General features: G+C 65.2%; 19 protein-coding genes. 11 read left to right on the forward strand and 8 right to left on the reverse strand.

The features are described from left to right. Positions 1-19: 19 nt before the first annotated feature. On the reverse strand, positions 20-1,066 hold the full coding sequence (locus M2341_RS14080; RefSeq protein ID WP_264585659.1) for an aromatic ring-hydroxylating dioxygenase subunit alpha: 1,047 nt from the start codon (positions 1,064-1,066) through the stop codon (positions 20-22). A gap of 75 nt (positions 1,067-1,141) precedes the next feature. Here M2341_RS14080 and M2341_RS14085 point away from each other — a divergent pair, with 75 nt between their 5' ends. Further along, complete coding sequence (locus tag M2341_RS14085) at positions 1,142-1,684, forward strand: TetR family transcriptional regulator (RefSeq protein ID WP_264571178.1); 543 nt, start codon at positions 1,142-1,144, stop codon at positions 1,682-1,684. Between the two features lie 82 nt (positions 1,685-1,766). On the opposite strand, the gene ykgO is transcribed toward M2341_RS14085, so the two are convergent. Beyond that, positions 1,767-1,892, reverse strand: a complete 126-nt coding sequence (gene ykgO, locus M2341_RS14090; protein ID WP_008069451.1) for a type B 50S ribosomal protein L36 — start codon at positions 1,890-1,892, stop codon at positions 1,767-1,769. A gap of 228 nt (positions 1,893-2,120) precedes the next feature. On the opposite strand from ykgO, the gene M2341_RS14095 reads away from it, so the two are divergent. Then, complete coding sequence (locus M2341_RS14095; RefSeq protein ID WP_264585660.1) at positions 2,121-2,798, forward strand: DUF4136 domain-containing protein; 678 nt, start codon at positions 2,121-2,123, stop codon at positions 2,796-2,798. After that, positions 2,795-3,952, forward strand: a complete 1,158-nt coding sequence (locus tag M2341_RS14100) for a M14-type cytosolic carboxypeptidase (RefSeq protein WP_264585661.1) — start codon at positions 2,795-2,797, stop codon at positions 3,950-3,952. Before M2341_RS14095 ends, M2341_RS14100 begins: the two co-directional genes overlap by 4 nt. 178 nt (positions 3,953-4,130) lie before the next feature. Here M2341_RS14100 and M2341_RS14105 read toward each other — a convergent pair whose 3' ends face one another. After that, complete coding sequence (locus M2341_RS14105) at positions 4,131-4,847, reverse strand: dienelactone hydrolase family protein (RefSeq protein WP_264585662.1); 717 nt, start codon at positions 4,845-4,847, stop codon at positions 4,131-4,133. A 204-nt stretch (positions 4,848-5,051) separates the two neighbouring features. On the opposite strand from M2341_RS14105, the gene M2341_RS14110 reads away from it, so the two are divergent. Both M2341_RS14110 and gpmA read left to right on the forward strand, forming a co-directional pair. Further along, positions 5,052-5,231 carry a hypothetical protein gene (locus tag M2341_RS14110; protein ID WP_264575083.1) on the forward strand — a complete coding sequence of 60 codons (180 nt, stop codon included), beginning with the start codon at positions 5,052-5,054 and terminating at the stop codon, positions 5,229-5,231. Positions 5,232-5,340: 109 nt separating this feature from the next. Continuing rightward, positions 5,341-6,027, forward strand: coding sequence for a 2,3-diphosphoglycerate-dependent phosphoglycerate mutase (gene gpmA / locus M2341_RS14115; protein WP_264573500.1), 687 nt, complete (start codon positions 5,341-5,343; stop codon positions 6,025-6,027). 15 nt (positions 6,028-6,042) lie between these two features. On the opposite strand, the gene M2341_RS14120 is transcribed toward gpmA, so the two are convergent. Continuing rightward, entirely contained in the window at positions 6,043-6,618 is a 576-nt protein-coding gene (locus M2341_RS14120; protein WP_264585663.1) for an FMN-dependent NADH-azoreductase, read from the reverse strand. Between the two features lie 120 nt (positions 6,619-6,738). Here M2341_RS14120 and M2341_RS14125 point away from each other — a divergent pair, with 120 nt between their 5' ends. Continuing rightward, on the forward strand, positions 6,739-7,122 hold the full coding sequence (locus M2341_RS14125) for a winged helix-turn-helix transcriptional regulator (protein WP_181560501.1): 384 nt from the start codon (positions 6,739-6,741) through the stop codon (positions 7,120-7,122). Between the two features lie 107 nt (positions 7,123-7,229). Here the strand turns inward: M2341_RS14125 and M2341_RS14130 are convergent, their stop codons facing one another. Further along, positions 7,230-8,549: an MFS transporter gene (locus M2341_RS14130; RefSeq protein ID WP_264585664.1), complete on the reverse strand. Its 1,320-nt coding sequence runs from the start codon at positions 8,547-8,549 to the stop codon at positions 7,230-7,232. A gap of 344 nt (positions 8,550-8,893) precedes the next feature. On the opposite strand from M2341_RS14130, the gene zwf reads away from it, so the two are divergent. Genes zwf through eda form a run of 4 tightly spaced genes read left to right on the forward strand, consistent with a single transcriptional unit; the run spans position 8,894 to position 13,764 of the window. Then, positions 8,894-10,360 (forward strand): glucose-6-phosphate dehydrogenase, encoded by a 1,467-nt coding sequence (gene zwf, locus M2341_RS14135; RefSeq protein ID WP_264579662.1) that lies wholly within the window; start codon positions 8,894-8,896, stop codon positions 10,358-10,360. Next, on the forward strand, positions 10,353-12,182 hold the full coding sequence (gene edd, locus M2341_RS14140) for a phosphogluconate dehydratase (protein ID WP_264585665.1): 1,830 nt from the start codon (positions 10,353-10,355) through the stop codon (positions 12,180-12,182). The genes zwf and edd overlap by 8 nt, the downstream gene beginning before the upstream one ends. Continuing rightward, the gene (locus tag M2341_RS14145) at positions 12,179-13,150 is read left to right on the forward strand and encodes a glucokinase (RefSeq protein ID WP_264585666.1); all 972 of its coding nucleotides are present in this window, start codon (positions 12,179-12,181) and stop codon (positions 13,148-13,150) included. The genes edd and M2341_RS14145 overlap by 4 nt, the downstream gene beginning before the upstream one ends. Continuing rightward, positions 13,147-13,764: a bifunctional 4-hydroxy-2-oxoglutarate aldolase/2-dehydro-3-deoxy-phosphogluconate aldolase gene (gene eda / locus M2341_RS14150; RefSeq protein ID WP_264585667.1), complete on the forward strand. Its 618-nt coding sequence runs from the start codon at positions 13,147-13,149 to the stop codon at positions 13,762-13,764. The genes M2341_RS14145 and eda overlap by 4 nt, the downstream gene beginning before the upstream one ends. Before the next feature lie 49 nt (positions 13,765-13,813). On the opposite strand, the gene M2341_RS14155 is transcribed toward eda, so the two are convergent. Beyond that, positions 13,814-14,299, reverse strand: coding sequence for an SH3 domain-containing protein (locus M2341_RS14155; RefSeq protein ID WP_264585668.1), 486 nt, complete (start codon positions 14,297-14,299; stop codon positions 13,814-13,816). 132 nt (positions 14,300-14,431) lie between these two features. Between M2341_RS14155 and M2341_RS14160 the strand changes: the two genes are divergently transcribed. Continuing rightward, positions 14,432-15,430, forward strand: coding sequence for a 2-hydroxyacid dehydrogenase (locus tag M2341_RS14160; protein WP_264585669.1), 999 nt, complete (start codon positions 14,432-14,434; stop codon positions 15,428-15,430). Between the two features lie 133 nt (positions 15,431-15,563). Here M2341_RS14160 and M2341_RS14165 read toward each other — a convergent pair whose 3' ends face one another. Beyond that, positions 15,564-15,770 (reverse strand): DUF2093 domain-containing protein, encoded by a 207-nt coding sequence (locus M2341_RS14165; RefSeq protein ID WP_264571193.1) that lies wholly within the window; start codon positions 15,768-15,770, stop codon positions 15,564-15,566. Continuing rightward, positions 15,770-17,173: an NAD(P)H-dependent flavin oxidoreductase gene (locus tag M2341_RS14170; RefSeq protein ID WP_264571194.1), complete on the reverse strand. Its 1,404-nt coding sequence runs from the start codon at positions 17,171-17,173 to the stop codon at positions 15,770-15,772. The genes M2341_RS14165 and M2341_RS14170 overlap by 1 nt, the downstream gene beginning before the upstream one ends. Between the last annotated feature and the right edge of the window lie 7 nt (positions 17,174-17,180).

Raw genomic sequence — 17,180 nt, forward strand, 5'->3', positions numbered from 1 at the left:
GCGGGCCGTCCGCTCACGATCAGGCCCCCTCTAGCTCGGCCTTCTCGCGGTCCATCATCGCCTGAAGGATACGTCGGCCCTGCACCGCCGTTCCGTCGCTTTTGAGCATCAGCTCGGGCGGGAGGACGTCCAGCGTGGAAATGATCTTCTCGATTTCCTCGGTCGCGAACTTGTCCTCATCCAGCACCGGCTCGAGACGGCGGCGGGCGTCGTCCACCCGCGCCTGTGACGGCGCGCTCATCGCGAAGAAGTAGTTGCAGCTGGTCTTTTTCGCCGGCGTGACGGCATGCCAGACCCGGCTGGTGTGGAGCACCTCGCCAGCCTTCTCATGACCCTGCGGATAGCGGGATTCCCCAATCCCTGCGTGAAAGCCGGGGAAGAAGAAATCCATGCCAGAGATACGATCGACCAGCCCGTCATGCACGCTGCGATCATGATAAGGCGGCATCGGGGTATCGCGCATGATCCGGCGGCTCGACAGGCGACGGTCATTGAGGTCGCGCACTTCGGGCGTCGCGGCATCGTCGGGCGTGCCGATCGACGTGGCGTGGAGATAGCCGAGATGGCTCAGGTCCAGCAGGTTATCGTTGAGCAGTTGATAGCGCCCATCGACATGCATGGAATAAAAGGCATCCGGGATCATGCCGGGAATGTTGAAACCGATCTCGTCCAGCGTCGGGATGAGCGACTCATCCGCCTTGTCGGCATCACCCGGCCAGATCCACGCCCATAGCCCGCGCTCGACCAGGGGGTAGCTCTTGATCCGGTAGACGCCGGGAATGGTGCTCTGGCTCGGCACCATCGTGCAGGCCCCAGATGAATCGAAGGTGATGCCGTGATAGCCGCACTGGATCGCATCGCCGACGCGCTTGCTCGCGCCCAGGGGATAATGCCGGTGCGGACAGCGCCCCTCCACCGCCACGGCGGTGCCATCTTCCTTGCGATAGAGAACAACCGGCTCGTTGAGGATCCACCGGCTGAGCAAATCCTCGCCGATTTCGCGCGCAAATGCGGCGACGTACCAGCTGTTGCGCGGCGCGTAGCTGCCAGGGGTGAAAGGATACATAGGGTCCGCTCCTAATCGAACATCGTTCGTTTAGCGATTGATGCTTTTTCACCGGCAAACTGTCAAGGGAGCAGCATGTCATTCGCGAAGCTGGATCAGGACGGGATCGTCGAGGAAGCCATTGCGCTGCTGAAGGAAGAAGGGCTGGGGGCAGTCAGCCTGCGGAAGATCGCCACCCGGCTCAGCGTCAGCGTCTCATCGCTTTACTGGCATGTGGAGGACAAGCAGGCCCTCCACGCACTCATGTCCATCTCCATTTTCAAGGCCTGCCTCGACTCGGTGCCGCCGGCAGAAAGCTGGTGGGCATGGCTGCATGATTTCGGCATCGCCTTATGGGACGCGCAGACATCCATACGCGATGCGCGTCAGCTCATTGCCGTCACCCGCGCGCAGCGGGGGGCTGGCAACCATCTGATCGGGCAAATCGTGAAGGAGTTGACCGCGCTCGGCCTGAACGCAGAGAGGGCCGCCGTCGCGCAGCGGTCCGTCCAGGCGCTCGTCACGGGCTGGACGACGCTGCGCGCGGTTCAGGTCGAGGCGGACCGGGACAGCTTCATCCTGGCGCTGGATGTGCTCATCGACGGCTGGCGAACACGCGCAGCAGCGGATCAGCCGTGACGGACACGCCAAAACGCCCGGCCAGCAACTGACCGGGCGCCTGATCGGCAGAGGCAGGGCGAAAGCGCCCCGCCGCGCGTCTTCAGCCCTGGCGGGCCTTGAAGCGACGCTGCGTCTTGTTGATAACGTAGGTGCGCCCACGACGGCGGATCACGCGGTTGTCCCGGTGACGGTCCTTGAGCGACTTGAGCGAGTTGCGGATCTTCATGATCGGGTCCAAATGATTCTTGCGTGACGGAAAATTCGAAGCCGCGCCTCTATGGGTCAGTCCCCGGAAAGTCAAGGCGGCGGTGCAAGTTTTGCGCAGCCCCGTCCCCTCAGGCCGGCAACCGCTTTCCTGAACAACCGTTAAGCCATCATGCAGCATTTCCGGTGCAAACTCGACCGATGAGACGCCATTTCAGAGAGATGGCCAGATGATAAGGGATGCAAGGCCATGACGAGCAGTTTTCCCACGCCGCCGCTCCATGGACAGGCGACTCCCCGCATCAAGGGTCGTCGGCGATTCGGCGCGCGCAAGGTCGGCGTCGCGGCCATTGTGCTCGGCGCGCTCGCCCTGGGTGGCTGCGCGACATCCACCGGGCCTGTCGACGTCACCCGATTCCATCAGCCGGACATCACCAGGCAGGGAAGCGTGCTCATCGTGCCCGGCAATCCGGACGATAGCGCCAGCCTCGAATTCCGCACCGCCGCCAATGCCGTGAGCGCGGCGCTGGCGCGGACGGGCTTCTCTCCCCTCCAGCCCGGCGCACCCGGTGCAGGGGCAGCGCAATATGAGGCGGTTGTGGACATGGGGCGGGAAACGATCGCGCCGCTGCCCGCACGCTCCCCGGTGAGCGTCGGCGTGGGCGGATCGACCGGCTCTTATGGCAGCGGCGTCGGCCTTGGCATCGGGATCAATCTCTCCGGCAAACCCAAGCCCGTGGTCGTGAACCGGATGCGCGTGCAGTTGCGCCGCGCGAGCGACAAGGTGGTTGTGTGGGAAGGTCGCGCTGAGACGCAGGCCAAGGAAGGCACGCCGGCCGCCCAGCCCGGCCTCGTGGTCGGTCGCCTCGCCGATGCGCTGTTCAAGGGCTTTCCCGGCACGTCGGGCGAGACTATCACGGTGCCATGACCGCACAGCAGACAGGCAGCACCCCGCCCCTTCGCATCAACAGCAGCTTCGATAGCGGCAACATCCGTGTCGAGGCGATCGACGGCACCACCGCGACGCTCTCCATCCACAAGGATCATGAGAGCGATTTCTTCCAGTGGTTCTACTTTCGCGCTGCCGCGCCGGCGGGCACGCGCCTGACCTTGCGCCTCACCGGACTTGCGCAATCCGCTTACCCCGATGGCTGGCCAGGCTATGCCGCCTGCGTTTCGGAAGATCGCGAGCGCTGGGGCCGTGCCGCCAGCCGCTACGATCCGGGCGTCGATGGCGGCACTCTCACCATCGACTACACGCTCGCCGGCGATGCCGCTTGGTTCGCTTATTTCGCGCCTTACTCACAGGAGCGGCATCATGATCTCGTGGCGCAGGCGGCAGCCTGCGAGGGCGTGACCGTGCGCCAGCTGGGCGAGAGTCTGGACGGGCGCCCGATCGATTGCCTGGAATTGGGGAGCGGCGACAAGCCCGTCTGGCTGATAGCGCGCCAGCACCCCGGTGAGACGATGGCGGAATGGTGGATGGAAGGCGCGCTCGACATGCTCACCGACCCCACCAATGCCCATGCCCGCGCTCTGCTTGCCGCCTGTCGCTTCTACCTCGTGCCGAACATGAACCCGGATGGCGCCTTTCGCGGCCATCTGCGCACCAATGCCCGGGGCGTCAATCTCAATCGCGAATGGCACGAGCCGCAGGCCGATCGCGCGCCGGAAGTGCTCTGCGTGCGCAATCGCATGGACGAGACCGGCGTCGCCTTCGCCATGGACGTGCATGGCGACGAGGCAATCCCGGCCGTCTTTCTCGCCGGGTTCGAGGGCATCCCCTCGATCAAGGACGCGCAGCTTGCGCTGTTCCGGCGGTATCGCGATACGCTGGCCATCCGCACGCCGGACTTCCAGACCCGCTTGGGCTATCCCGAGGCACGCCCCGGCAAGGCCAATCTCTCCATGGCCACGGCACAGATCGCCGAGCGCTTCGGCGCGGTAGCAATGACGCTGGAAATGCCGTTCAAGGACAATCACGACCTGCCGGACACCGCCCAGGGCTGGAGCCCGGAGCGCTCCATGCAACTCGCGCGCGACTGCCTCGCCACGCTGGCGGAGATGGTCGGGGATATTTGAGAACGGTCGGGACCAGGGCGCCCGGACTGTGCCTTCCTCCACCGTCGCCCCGGGCTTGACCCTGGGTCCAGCTCACTCTTCCTAGGACGTTCGCCTGACGGGATGAGGCGTGAAAGGAAGCTGGCCCCCGGGTCAAGCCCGGGGTGACGGAAAATTGGGAGCGATCAGCGCTCTCGCTTCATCCCAGTTCATCGCCCAAAAACGCCATCGCAGCGCGCCAGCTGCGCCGGTTGGTCTCGGGCTCGAAGCCGAAGCTGCGGTCCGCATTCAGCGGCACATCGTCCGCCGTGAAGGCGTGGCCGGTGCGACTATAGGTGGTGAACTGGAAGTCCACGTCCGCCGCCGCCAGCTCCTTGCACAGGGCCAGCTTGGCATCGGGCGGGCAGAGATTGTCGTTCCAACCGTCGCAGATCATCAGTTTGGCGGTGATCGGCGCGTTGGGGAATGGCGGCGCGTCGTAGACGCCGTGGAAGGAGACACCGGCCTTGATGTCCGCCCCGGCGCGCGCAAGATCGAGCACGCATTTGCCGCCCGCGCAAAAGCCGATGGCGCCGATCCGGCTGCCATCCACGCCCGGCAACGCACGAAGCTCCGCAAGGGCATCGAGCAGCCGGGCCTTCACCGCCTGGCGATCCGCCATGAAATCATGCAGCAGCTTACCCGCGCTCTCCATGTCCGTGCCGCGCTTGCCCTGGCCGTAATAGTCGACGACCAGCACCTTGTAGCCCTGTGCCGCCAGCGTCTCGGCCTTGGCGAAATCCCATTCCTTGGTGCCCATGAAGTTGGGGAACAGCAGCACACCTGGCTGATCGCCTGCATCCGCATCGCCGACGAACATCGATTCAAAGGGACCGCCGGGGCCTTCATGAAGGTGGACAGTGCGGGTGATCGCCATGGTTCCTGCTCCTTTGCTGCAATGGGATGATGCGCTCATCCATGGCGAATTGTGCTCGGGCGGACAAGGGCGCTTGCGGCAGCAATTCCGGCCGAAAAGACAGCCCGCGCGGGTGGTTTCTCAACATTTAACGCAGCCGGTCGCTTTTGCCGGAACCAACCGGCCCCGGCGCAGTTTTCTGCCAGCAATATGGGAGTTTACGAGATGAAGACGTTGTGGGATCCGGGCTTTCTCCAGAGCCAGATCCAGCAATTCGAAGCGCAGGCCACGACGGCGATGCACCCGGATGAGAAAGCCGCCTATCAGAGCTATGTGCAGCATTACCAGACGATGTTGAAAGCGCTTCAAGCGCGTGGCCACGCCGCGACGCTCGAGCACGCCTGAAGCCTCTCTGCGCGTCTTCAAGACCCGCCCGAACGGATTGCGCTCACACCAAATCCCGCTATCAGGCCCGATAACGGTAAAACCGCCGAAGATCGGGAGATAAGACCTCATGCCCACCCTCGTCCTCATCCGCCATGGCCAGTCGGCCTGGAACCTGGAGAACCGATTCACCGGCTGGTGGGATGTCGACGTGACCGAGAAAGGCGCTGCCGAAGCCAAGGCTGCCGGCGCGCTGATGCGGGACAAGGGCCTCGATTTCGACCAGTGCTTCACCTCGCTGCAGACCCGCGCGATCAAGACGCTCAATCTGGCGCTTGAGGAAATGCAGCGGCTCTGGCTGCCGGTGGAAAAGGACTGGCGCCTCAACGAGCGGCATTATGGTGGCCTGACCGGCCTCGACAAGGCCGAGACGGCAGCCAAGCATGGCGATGAGCAGGTGAAGATCTGGCGCCGCAGCTTCGACGTGCCGCCGCCGCCACTGGAGGCCGGCAGCGAATTCGACCTGAGCAAGGACCGGCGCTATGCCGGCATCGCCATCCCGGCGACGGAGAGCCTTAAGGATACCATCGCGCGCGTGCTGCCCTATTGGGAGGGCCGGATCGCTCCCGAGCTGAAGGCCGGCAAGCGCGTGCTCATTTCAGCGCATGGCAATTCGCTGCGCGCGCTGGTCAAGCACCTCTCCAACATCCCCGACGACGAGATTACGGGCCTCGAAATCCCGACCGGCCAGCCCATCGTCTATGAGCTGGCCGACGATCTTTCCGCGAAGGACCGTTATTATCTGTCGGAACGGTAAGGGTTAGGCGGCCGGTCAGGCCGCCACCTTCACCTCAAGCTGATCGACGGCGGCGAGCGCCGCCTCGATGCCGGCTGCGCGATGCTCGGGACCGACGGCAGCGCCTTCCGCCACGATGAACTCGGGCACGATGCCGATGAAGCCGAACACGGCGCGCAGATAGCTCTCCGCATGTTCGACAGCGGCGGCAGGCGTGCCCGCACCGTAAAAGCCGCCGCGCGAGAGGGCGACGATCACGCGCTTGTCACCCGCCAGTCCGATGGCATTGCCAGTCTCGTCATAGCGGAAGGTCTTGCCAGCCACCGCGATATGGTCGATCCACGCCTTGAGCTGGGTGGAAATGGTGAAATTGTACATCGGTGCGCCGATCACGACCGTGTCCGCATCCAGGAATTCAGCCAGCACGGCCGCCGCCTCGTCCGTCCCGAAGCCGGGCAGCGTCAGGTGCGGCAAGGGCTGCGCAGCGAGATCGCGATAGCGCACGTCCGCGCCGGGCTGCTCCGCCTTGAGGCGCTCGACGATGGCTGCCGAAATCTGGCGGGTGATGGAGTTTTCGCCCTGAATGCTGGAATCGATATGCAACACGGTCATGGTCGGCCCTTTCGTAAAATTGCTGTTGAGAGACGGATCGGGAAGATCAGTTTCTGTTTGCAACCAGCTAGGGTGGACCTCTAGAACCAACAAGAACGCATTTTTTCGAGACCTAGTCACATGGATATGACCACCACCCGCCTCACCGTGACGTCGCACAAGGAGTGCATGCGCATCACGCAGACCCTCGCGCGCTTCGGCGACCGGTGGACATTGCCGGTGGTGGCAGCACTGGGTGATGGCACGATGCGCTTCAACCAGATCCGCCGGGAGGTGAGCAGTATCTCGCAGCAGATGCTCACCCGCACCCTCCGCGCGCTGGAGCGGGACGGCATGGTCAACCGCACCGTCCACCCGACGACACCGCCGCAGGTGGATTACGCCCTCACCCCGCTCGGCCATTCGCTGGCCCGCGAGGCGATCCGCCTCGGCAAATGGGCGCAGATGCATCGCGAGGAGATCGACGCGCATCGGGAGCGGTTCGATCGCCTGCAGGAGGGCTGAGGCGCTCTACATCATACAAAGTCCTCCTGCGAAGGCAGGAGCCTAGGACGGCAAGGCCCGGCATCTGAGCCATGGGCTCCTGCCTTCGCAGGAACACTGTGGTGGACCTATGCCTTGCTGCGGACGAACGCCACGGCGATGCCGGCGATGAACAGCGGCAACCCGAAGGCCAGCGCCACGCCGAACGGTCCAACACCCTGCGCCAGCAGCCAGCCCCCGGTCGCCGGCCCGATGATCGCCAGCAGTCGCCCCGCCCCGGCCGTCCAGCCAAGCGCCGTGGAGCGGATCTGCGTGGGATAGGCCGCGGAGATGAAAGCATAGAGCCCGCTGATCGAGCCGACCACGAAGGCGCCGAAGGCAATCGCCATGAACGCGGCCAGTGCCGGCGTGAACGGCTGTACCATGTAGACGAGCATCGAGGTGCCGCCCGCGAAATAGCAGAAGAGCAGGGTGCGCTTGACGCCGATCCAGCCGACCAGCGCGATCATGATGAACGGCCAAACGATCGCGCCGACGGAGGAGAGGGCAAACAGCGCTGCCGCATCCGCCATCGGGAAGCCGGCCTGCATGTGCCAGAAGGTCGGCGCCCAGGAGGCCACGGCATTGCCGACGAACATCATCATGCCGCCCGCCAGCATGAACAAGAGGGTCATGGCCAGCCGCCCCTCGGCAAAAACGGACTTGAGTGACGCCCGCCCGGCTGGCGGTTCATCGAGAAAATAATGGGCCGTGTCGCTGACGTCGCGCGTGATGTGCCGCAGGACGCGGTTGACCTGTGCAGTGCTGCGCCCGGCGGTGACGAGAAAGCGGGGAGATTCAGGCAGGGTGAAGATCAGCACTGGCAGGAGCAGCAGCGGGGCGGCGCCACCCGCCAGAAACGCGCCCCACCAATCGAGCCGATGAACAATGAGAGGCGCAAGCGCGCTGCCCATCGCCGAACCGAATGCAAAGCAGGCGGTGACCAGAATGATCTGGCGGGGACGGATGTGGCGCGGCGAAATCTCCGCCACCATTGCGATGATGTTGGGTGTGATGCCGCCGAAAAACGCAAAGGCGACCAGCCGCAGAAGCGAGACCGCCGTCAGGGTCGATGCCAGGGCCGTGACAAGCGTGACGAGGCCGAAGCCGAGCACGCACAGAATGACGATCGGCTTGCGTCCAACCCGATCTGCCAGCGGCGCGATGAAGGCATAGCCCAGGGCTAGGCCGATGCCCTGCGCCACGAACACGGCGGAAATCGCCGCTGGCTCGACAGCAAGACCCGCAGCAAGAGCCGGCACGATGGCCCCGAGCATGTACATGTCGAAGCCCTCCATTGCCATGGCGATGCCGCAGAGCGCAAAGATGTACCACCGCCAGGCCCCGTAAGGCCGGTCCAGAATGGTCTCGATGTCGATCCGCTGCCCGTCTGTATGGGACTGCGCCATGTATCTCTCCCCCGAAGGCTGGTCGGTCTGTCTTCGAGGGTCAAATGGTGAGAACCGCCCCCGCCGCATGTGCGCTCCTGCGGAACCGCTGCCCGTCTGGCAAGCCGGAATTCACCGTGACCAACCGCGCGCGAGGCAAGATTTTGCGCCGGCGAACAATGCCTTGCGGCTGCCTCCCATAGAGCCGGTTGAAGGAATTCTGGCCCTGCGCGATCACGTAAAGGTAGAGCGCGCCCCTGCGCCCTCATCGAAAACGGGTCCGATTGTGCGGTTGCACCAAAGTCGTGCGCCTGTAATGTCCCGCTCAGGTGCGCAATTCATCAGGCCACGAAGGGTCCCCAGTCTTGTTCGAAAAGTCCGCGACACTCATCCTGTTCGGCGCCACCGGCGATCTGGCGCACCGGATGCTGTTTCCTTCGCTCTACCATCTGCTGTGCGACGGGCTGCTGCCCGAGCCGTTCAACATCCTCGCCTCCGGCCGGTCCGAGATGGATGACGCGGCCTTTCGCGAGACCATCCGCAAGGCGCTGGCGACCTATCTCGCCGATGAGCATCATGATGAGGCGCGCGTCACCGCTTTTCTCGAAAAGATCAGCTATTGCGCCGTGTCTGCCGGCGAGCAGGCGCATTTCGATGCGCTGGCGAAACGGGCGAAGGCGCTGGGCGATGGTCCCATTGCGGTCTATCTGTCTACCCCGCCATCGCTCTTCGCGCCCACCGCTCAGGGCCTCGCAGCCGCGGGTCTGGTCGATGCGCACACCCGCATCGCCATGGAAAAGCCCATCGGCAAGGATCTCGCCTCGTCCAAGGTGGTGAACGACGCCATTGGCGACCTGTTCGATGAAGAGCAGATTTTCCGCGTCGACCATTATCTGGGCAAGGAAACGGTGCAGAACCTGATGGCGCTGCGCTTTGGCAACCGCCTGTTCGAGCCGCTGTGGAACGGGGGCGCCATCGATCATGTCCAGATCACCGTCGCCGAGACGGTGGGGCTGGAGGGCCGCGTCTCTTATTATGACGGCGTCGGCGCGCTCAAGGACATGGTGCAGAACCACATGCTCCAGATCCTCTCGATCATCGCCATGGAGCCGCCCGCGCGGATGGATTCCACCTCGGTGCGCGACGAGAAGGTGAAGGCGCTGCGCTCGCTGCGGCCGATGACGCCCGAAACGGTCCGCACCCACAGCGTGCGCGGCCAGTATCGCGACGGCGCGGTGAAGGGCAAGATCATCGCCGGCTATGCCGAGGAACTGGGCAAGGAGAGCGATACCGAGACCTTCGTGGCGTTGAAGGCCCATATCGACAATTGGCGCTGGACCGGCGTGCCGTTCTATCTGCGCACGGGCAAGTGCATGCCCAACCGCCAGTCGGAAATTCTCATCCAGTTCAAGCCGGTGACGCACAGCATTTTCCGCCGCAACGGCTATGATCGCGCGCTGGAGCCCAATTCGCTGATCATCCGCCTGCAGCCGGACGAGAACATCCGCCTGTGCATCATGGCCAAGCGGCCGGGGCTCGACCGGGATGGCGTGAAGCTGCAGGAAGTCGGCCTCGACGTCTCGCTCACACACGCCTTTGCCGGTGAGCGTCGCCGGATCGCCTATGAGCGGCTACTGTTGGATCTGCTGGAGGGCGACACCACATTGTTCGTGCGCCGCGACGAGGTGGAAGCGCAGTGGACCTGGATCGATTCCATCACCCAAAGTTGGCAGGAATCCGGCCAGCAGGTCGTGCATTATGCCGCCGGCACCTGGGGGCCATCCGCCGGCATTGCCTTGATCGAGCGCGATGGAGCAAGCTGGTATGACTGATCTCAATTCCACCGTCGCCGCCGTCACGCAGCGCATCGTCCAGCGCAGCGCGGCCAGCCGCCGCAAATATCTCGACCTCATCGAGCGCGGGCGCGATGCCGGCACCAACCGGGATCGACTTTCCTGCGGCAACCTCGCCCATGGCTTTGCCGCGAGCGGTGAGGACAAGCCGGCGATCCGCGCCGGCAATGCCATGAACATCGGCATCGTCACGGCGTACAACGACATGCTCTCGGCGCATCAGCCCTATGGCCGCTACCCGGAGGCGATCAAGATCGCGGCGCGGGAAGTCGGCGCCACGGCGCAGGTTGCGGGCGGCGTGCCGGCGATGTGCGACGGCGTGACGCAGGGCCTGGCCGGCATGGAGCTCTCGCTGTTTTCGCGCGACACCATCGCGCTCGCGACCGCCGTGGCGCTCAGCCATGCGATGTTCGAGGGCGCGCTGATGCTCGGCATCTGCGACAAGATCGTGCCCGGCCTGCTGATGGGCGCGCTGCGCTTTGGCCATCTGCCGACGATCTTCGTCCCCGCCGGGCCGATGCCCTCGGGCCTCGCCAACAAGGAGAAGCAGCGCATCCGCCAGCTCTATGCCGAGGGCAAGGTGGGGCGCGAGGAGCTGCTGGAGAGCGAGAGCGCCAGCTATCATGGCGCGGGCACCTGCACCTTCTACGGCACGGCCAACACCAACCAGATGATGATGGAAGTGATGGGCCTGCACATGCCCGGCGCCGCTTTCGTCAATCCGGGCACCAAGCTGCGCAGCGAACTGACCCGCGCTGCTGTGCATCGTGTCGCCAGCATCGGCTGGGATGGCGACGATTATCGCCCGCTCGGTAAGTGCATCGACGAGAAGGCCATCGTGAATGCCGCCGTGGGCCTGCTGGCGACCGGCGGATCGACCAATCATGCCATCCACCTGCCCGCCATCGCGCGCGCGGCGGGGATCGTCATCGACTGGACGGATCTCGCCGATCTCTCCGCCGCGGTGCCCTTGCTGGCGCGCGTCTACCCCAATGGCGCGGATGACGTGAACAACTTCCATGCCGCAGGCGGCATGGCCTGGATCATCACCGAACTGCTGCGCGGCGGCCTGCTGCACCGGGACGTGATGACCGTCGCCCGCGCTGATCTCACGGATTACGGGCGGATGCCGACGCTGGAGAATGACGCGCTCGTCTGGGACGAACCGCCAACCGCGCCCGGCAACGAGGCGATCCTGCGCCCCCTCTCCAACCCATTCAGCGCGGATGGCGGAATGCGGCTGCTCGCCGGCAATCTCGGCCGCTGCATCATGAAGACCAGCGCCGTGGACCGCGAACGCTGGACCATCGAGGCGCCGTGCCGCGTGTTCTCCGATCAGGATCAGGTCATGGCCGCGTTCAAGGCGGGCGAGCTGGATCGGGACGTCGTGGTTGTCGTGCGCTTCCAGGGGCCGCGCGCCAATGGAATGCCAGAGCTGCACAAGCTCACCCCGCCGCTCGGCGTGCTGCAGGACAAGGGCTTCAAGGTCGCGCTGGTGACTGATGGCCGCATGTCCGGCGCGAGCGGCAAGGTGCCGGCGGCCATTCACCTCTCGCCCGAGGCGCTGGGTGGCGGCCCCATCGGCAAGCTGCGCGATGGCGACATCGTCCGCGTCTGCGCCGAGAGCGGCACGCTGGAAGCGAAGGTCGATGCCGCGGAATGGGATGCGCGCGATCAGGCCGAAGCGCCGCCGCCGCCCTATGACACCGGTCGGGAACTGTTCGCCCTGTTCCGCCATAACAGCGATCTGGCGGAAGCGGGCGCCTCGCCGCTGCTGGCAGCCATGGATGCGGAACTATGACCGATCTCGTCGCCGCCGATATTGGCGGCACCAATGCCCGCTTCGCCCGTGCCACGCTCGATGCGCGCGGCGTGCCCACGCTGGGCACCGTGCGCAAATACAAGGTCGCCGATCATGCCAGCCTGCAAAGCTGCTGGCAGGCCTTTCTGGCCGATGACGATGCGCCAGCACCGGAGAGGGTCTCCATCGCCTTCGCCACGGCCATCGGGCGGGAGGTCATCAAGCTCACCAACTCAAGCTGGATCATCCGCCCTGCCCAGTTGGCCGATGATCTCGGCGTCGGGGCGGTGCGGCTGGTCAATGACTTCGAGGCGGTGGCCCACGCCATTGCGCGGCTGCCGCTGAGCGATCTGCCGCTGCTGTTCGGGCCGGATGAGGCCTTTCCTGAAAATGGCTCGGTCACGATTCTCGGCCCCGGCACCGGTCTTGGCGTGGCGATGATCGCGTTTGACGAGGGCGTGCCGCATATCGTCGCGACCGAGGGCGGTCATGTCGATTTCGCGCCGCTCGACGCGCTGGAGGGCCGCATTCTCGCGCAGTTGCGCACCGATCTCGTGCGGGTCTCGACGGAGCGGATCGTCTCCGGACCGGGGCTCAATACACTCTACCGGGCGCTGGCGACGATCAGCCAGGCGCCGGTCACGCTGATGAACGACGCGGACCTGTGGGCCGCCGCTCTGGATGGCAGCAATCCCCTCGCCCGCACGGCGCTGGAGCGGCTGTGCATGAGCTATGGCGCCACGGCCGGCGACCTCGCTCTGGCGCATGGGCCGCATCATGTGGTGCTGGCCGGCGGACTGACGCAGCGGATGCGCGACTTCCTCGTGAACAATAGCGCCTTCCATGACCGTTTCACTGCAAAGGGTCGCTTCGAAGCCTTGATGAGAACCATTCCGGTTCGCTTGGCAACCCATCCTGAAATTGGCCTTTATGGCGCCGCCGCTGCATGGCGGGAGAAGAAAGCATGAGCATGACTGTCGATGATGTAATGGCGCTGGCGCCGGTGATTCCGGTGCTGATCGTGGAGTCCGTGGCCGATGCCGTCCCGCTGGCGCAGGCGCTGGTCGCCGGGGGCCTGCCGGCCCTCGAGGTCACCATGCGCACCCCAGTCGCGCTCGAGGTGATGCGCGAAATGGCGCAGGTCCCCGGCGCCGTGGTCGGGGCCGGCACCGTGCTCAACCCCCGCCAGCTCGATCAGGCGCTGGAGGCGGGCGCGCAGTTCATCGTGTCGCCCGGCCTCACCGAGCCGCTCGGCAAGGCCGCGATCGCCAATGGGGCCACCCTGCTCCCCGGCGTCGCCACGGCGGCGGACATCATGCGCGGGCTGGATCTGGGGCTTGAGCGCTTCAAATTCTTCCCGGCCTCGACCAGCGGTGGCCTCCCCGCGCTCAAGGCGCTGGCGGCGCCGTTCGGCGGCGTGCGCTTCTGCCCGACCGGCGGCATCACGGCCGCAAACGCACCGGAATGGCTGGCTCAGCCCTTCGTCGGCTGCGTCGGCGGAAGCTGGGTTGTGCCCAAGGGGCCGCTCGATCCCGCAGCCGTGGAAGCACTGGCGAAGGAAGCCGCCGCGCTCCCGCGATGATCTGAGAAGCCAAGCCGGCGTGCCTTAACCGGCACGCCCCCCGCTTCCGTCAGTCCAGCGCGCCCCACAGGCTCGCGGCCTGCACATAGCCGCGCCGGCCGTTGACCTCCATCGCGCACCAGCCATCCGAACAGCCGGAGAGCCGCCCCACGACGCCTGGCGCCAGGCGGAACAGAAGGCGGGCGCTCTCGGAGGGGCCGTCGCGCATCTGGGCGATATTATCCTTCACGATCGCGGTCGCTTCATCTTTGAGCAGCCGCACATGCATCCAGCCCTGCGTGCCGTCCGGATCCTCGATCTTGCGCCAATTGGTGTAGACCTCGACCACCTTCACCGGCAGGTCGCGCTGGCGGTAGATCCAGCTCGCCGGATAGTCCGCGCTTGGCCCCACGCGCATCTTGGCTTCCCCCTTGGAGAGTGAGGCCCAATAGGGCGTCGGGCGACCGGTTTGCGCCTGCGCGCCTGCAGCACCCAGCCCGAGGCCCAGTCCCAGGGCCAGCGCCGCAAAAGCCGTGAATAGCCCGCGCGCGTTCATGCCATCGATCTCCCGGAAAATGCCCACACCATAAGGCCCGCTTCTGCCACGGCCACCGCATGGCATCAACCGGAAGCAGCCTTGCGCGAATTGCCGCTTGCCTTTCCGCTCTCGCCTGAGCATTCCGGCCACATGTCCAGGCGCCCCCGGCCCGCTTCGCCCCGCGTGATCGTGACGCGGCGTCTGCCGCAAGCGGTGGAAGCCCGGCTGGGCGAACTGTTCGACGCCCGCTTCAATGCCGACGATCATCCCATGACCCGCGCCGAGCTGCATGAAGCCATTCAGCAGTGCGACGTGCTGGTGCCCACCGTGACGGACGATCTCGATGCCGATCTGATCGCCGGCGCAGGCGATGCGCTGCAGCTGATCGCCAATTATGGCGCCGGCGTGAACCACATCGCCCTGCCCGCCGCCCGCGCGAAGAACATTATCGTCACCAACACGCCCGGCGTGCTGACCGAGGACACGGCGGACATGACCATGGCGCTCATCGTCTCGGTGCCGCGCCGCTTGGCCGAGGGCGAGAAGCTCGTGCGCTCGGGCGAGTGGACCGGCTGGAGCCCCAGCAACATGCTCGGTCACCGCATTGGCGGCAAGGCACTCGGCATCGTCGGCATGGGCCGCATCGGCCGCGCCGTCGCCCGCCGCGCTCGCGCCTTTGGCCTCTCCATCCATTATCATAATCGCCACCGCCTGCCCGAGGTCGCAGAGCAGGAAGTGGATGCGATCTGGCACCCCGACCTCGACGAGATGCTGCGCAGCATCGACATCCTGACGATCCACACGCCGCGCAATGCGCAGAGCGAGAACCTCATCGACCGGCGCCGCATCGGGCTATTGCGTCCCCATGTCTACCTCATCAACGCCTCCCGCGGTGGCATCGTGGATGAAGAGGCGCTGATCGAAGCGCTGGAAGCCGGGCAGCTTGCCGGCGCCGGCCTCGATGTGTGGGAGTTCGAGCCACAGATCGACCCGCGCCTGCTCGCTCTCCCCAATGTGGTGATGACCCCGCATATGGGGTCGGCGACCTTCGAAGGCCGCATCGCCTCGGGGGAGCGGGTAATCGCCAACATCCGCATGTGGGTCGGCGGCGACCGGCCGCCGGATCAGATTCTCGAAGGCTGGGTTTGAGCGAACAGCGCGCTCCTAACCTCACGTCATCCCGGACTTGATTCGGGATCCCGCTTCTTCTTCGCTCACCGCAAAAGGCAGCGAGGCCCCGGATCAAGTCCGGGGTGGATAAGGTGGGGCTGGCTTCCGCTCTTTAACCCGCCAGCGCCTTCGTCGCCTCGATCGCACTGCGATAGGCTTCCTGCCGCGCCTCGCTCCAGTAAGCGAGTTCGCCGAGCGGAATCTCCACCCCGCTCACGGCGCAGATCACGAAGCGGCCGGAGCGGACCACCTGATAATCCGCCGCACGATATTTGAGGATGGCGAGGCCCGGCATGTCCGGCGTGCGCATCATGCTCATCAATCCCCGGTGAGGATGCGGTCGACCAGTTGCTTCACGGTCGGCACGAACCCGTTGGAGTAGAAGGGGTCCTGCTTGAAGCGATAGGCGCCATGGCCGGCGAACAGCAGGTTCTTGTCGACATCGCCGCCATGCACCGCATCCTGCAGGGTCTTCTGGATGCAGAAGCTGCGCGGATCGGCAAGGCGGCCAGTCGAATAATCGTCATGGTCCTTCCACGACGAGAAACCGCAGTGCGAGAGGCAGCCCATGCAATCAGCCTGATCCTTGCGGATGACAGCCCGGTCCTCGTCGGTCACGAAGACCAGCGTGTTGTCGGGCGTCTTGAGCGCAGTCTCATAGCCCTGCAGCACCCACTCGCGGGCGCGCAGCAGATCGTTGCGGGTGACCCAGTAGTTGCGGCCCTTGATGCCGACATCGAGCTGATGGTTGTGGTCGCCCGCTTCCTCCATGGAGAAGGCAATCTGCCGCTCCGAGCGCGCCTCGAGATCGCGCAGGAAGGGATTGCGGATCGCGGAGGAATAGAAGCCGGTCGGCGAGAAGCGGTGGAGGAGGATGTCGCCTTCCTCCAGCGTCATCAGCTTCTCCTTCCACGCCTGCGGAATCGGGCTTTCCTGCGTGAGCAGCGGACGGGTGCCGAACTGGAAGGCAATCGCTCCCAGCTCCGGATTGTCGATCCAGTCGCTCCAGTCCCGCAGATACCAGACGCCACCGGCCATCACGATCGGCACTTCGTCGCTGATGCCGCCCTCGCGCATCGTGTCGCGCAGCGCCTTCACGCGGGGATAGGGATCTTCCGGCTTGGTCGGGTCTTCCGCATTGGAAAGGCCATTATGGCCACCGGCCAGCCACGGATCTTCATAGACAACCGCGCCCAGCCATTCCGCAGCCTTGTGATAGGCCCGCTTCCACAGCGCGCGGAAAGCGCGACCGGAGCTGACGATCGGCAGGTAGCTGACCTGATGCTGCGCAGCAATTTCGCTGAGCTTGTAGGGCATGCCGGCCCCGCAGGTCACGCCTGCGACCATGCCCTTGGTGCGCTCCAGCACGCCTTGCAGCACGGCCTGCGCGCCGCCCATTTCCCAGAGCACGTTGATGTTGATGGCGCCCTTGCCACCGGCCATCTCATAAGCGCGCTTCACCTGCTCCACACCACCTTCGATGGCGTAGGCGATCAGCTCTTCATGACGCTGCTGGCGCGTGCGGCCATGGTAGATTTGCGGGATGACATTGCCGTCGGCATCATAGCTGTCCGCATTCACGGCCGACACGGTGCCGATGCCGCCAGCGGCAGCCCATGCCCCGGAGCTCATGTGATTGGAGACCGCAACACCCTTGCCGCCTTCGATAACCGGCCACACCTCGCGACCGCCATAGACGATCGGCTTCAAGCCCTTGAACAAATGAAAC

The organism is Sphingobium sp. B7D2B (assembly GCF_025961895.1).
Taxonomy (GTDB): Bacteria; Pseudomonadota; Alphaproteobacteria; order Sphingomonadales; family Sphingomonadaceae; genus Sphingobium.

What these genes read in the sequence shown, in the direction of transcription:
- M2341_RS14120 (WP_264585663.1), bottom strand. Translation starts at nt 6,618, where the DNA reads ATGACCGTGTTGCATATCGATTCCAGCATTCAGGGCGAAAACTCCATC.
- M2341_RS14095 (WP_264585660.1), top strand. Translation starts at nt 2,121, where the DNA reads ATGACGAGCAGTTTTCCCACGCCGCCGCTCCATGGACAGGCGACTCCC.
- ykgO (WP_008069451.1), bottom strand. Translation starts at nt 1,892, where the DNA reads ATGAAGATCCGCAACTCGCTCAAGTCGCTCAAGGACCGTCACCGGGAC.
- M2341_RS14130 (WP_264585664.1), bottom strand. Translation starts at nt 8,549, where the DNA reads ATGGCGCAGTCCCATACAGACGGGCAGCGGATCGACATCGAGACCATT.
- M2341_RS14160 (WP_264585669.1), top strand. Translation starts at nt 14,432, where the DNA reads ATGTCCAGGCGCCCCCGGCCCGCTTCGCCCCGCGTGATCGTGACGCGG.
- M2341_RS14110 (WP_264575083.1), top strand. Translation starts at nt 5,052, where the DNA reads ATGAAGACGTTGTGGGATCCGGGCTTTCTCCAGAGCCAGATCCAGCAA.
- M2341_RS14100 (WP_264585661.1), top strand. Translation starts at nt 2,795, where the DNA reads ATGACCGCACAGCAGACAGGCAGCACCCCGCCCCTTCGCATCAACAGC.
- gpmA (WP_264573500.1), top strand. Translation starts at nt 5,341, where the DNA reads ATGCCCACCCTCGTCCTCATCCGCCATGGCCAGTCGGCCTGGAACCTG.
- M2341_RS14145 (WP_264585666.1), top strand. Translation starts at nt 12,179, where the DNA reads ATGACCGATCTCGTCGCCGCCGATATTGGCGGCACCAATGCCCGCTTC.
- eda (WP_264585667.1), top strand. Translation starts at nt 13,147, where the DNA reads ATGAGCATGACTGTCGATGATGTAATGGCGCTGGCGCCGGTGATTCCG.
- M2341_RS14125 (WP_181560501.1), top strand. Translation starts at nt 6,739, where the DNA reads ATGGATATGACCACCACCCGCCTCACCGTGACGTCGCACAAGGAGTGC.
- M2341_RS14080 (WP_264585659.1), bottom strand. Translation starts at nt 1,066, where the DNA reads ATGTATCCTTTCACCCCTGGCAGCTACGCGCCGCGCAACAGCTGGTAC.
- M2341_RS14085 (WP_264571178.1), top strand. Translation starts at nt 1,142, where the DNA reads ATGTCATTCGCGAAGCTGGATCAGGACGGGATCGTCGAGGAAGCCATT.
- M2341_RS14165 (WP_264571193.1), bottom strand. Translation starts at nt 15,770, where the DNA reads ATGAGCATGATGCGCACGCCGGACATGCCGGGCCTCGCCATCCTCAAA.
- edd (WP_264585665.1), top strand. Translation starts at nt 10,353, where the DNA reads ATGACTGATCTCAATTCCACCGTCGCCGCCGTCACGCAGCGCATCGTC.
- M2341_RS14105 (WP_264585662.1), bottom strand. Translation starts at nt 4,847, where the DNA reads ATGGCGATCACCCGCACTGTCCACCTTCATGAAGGCCCCGGCGGTCCC.
- M2341_RS14155 (WP_264585668.1), bottom strand. Translation starts at nt 14,299, where the DNA reads ATGAACGCGCGCGGGCTATTCACGGCTTTTGCGGCGCTGGCCCTGGGA.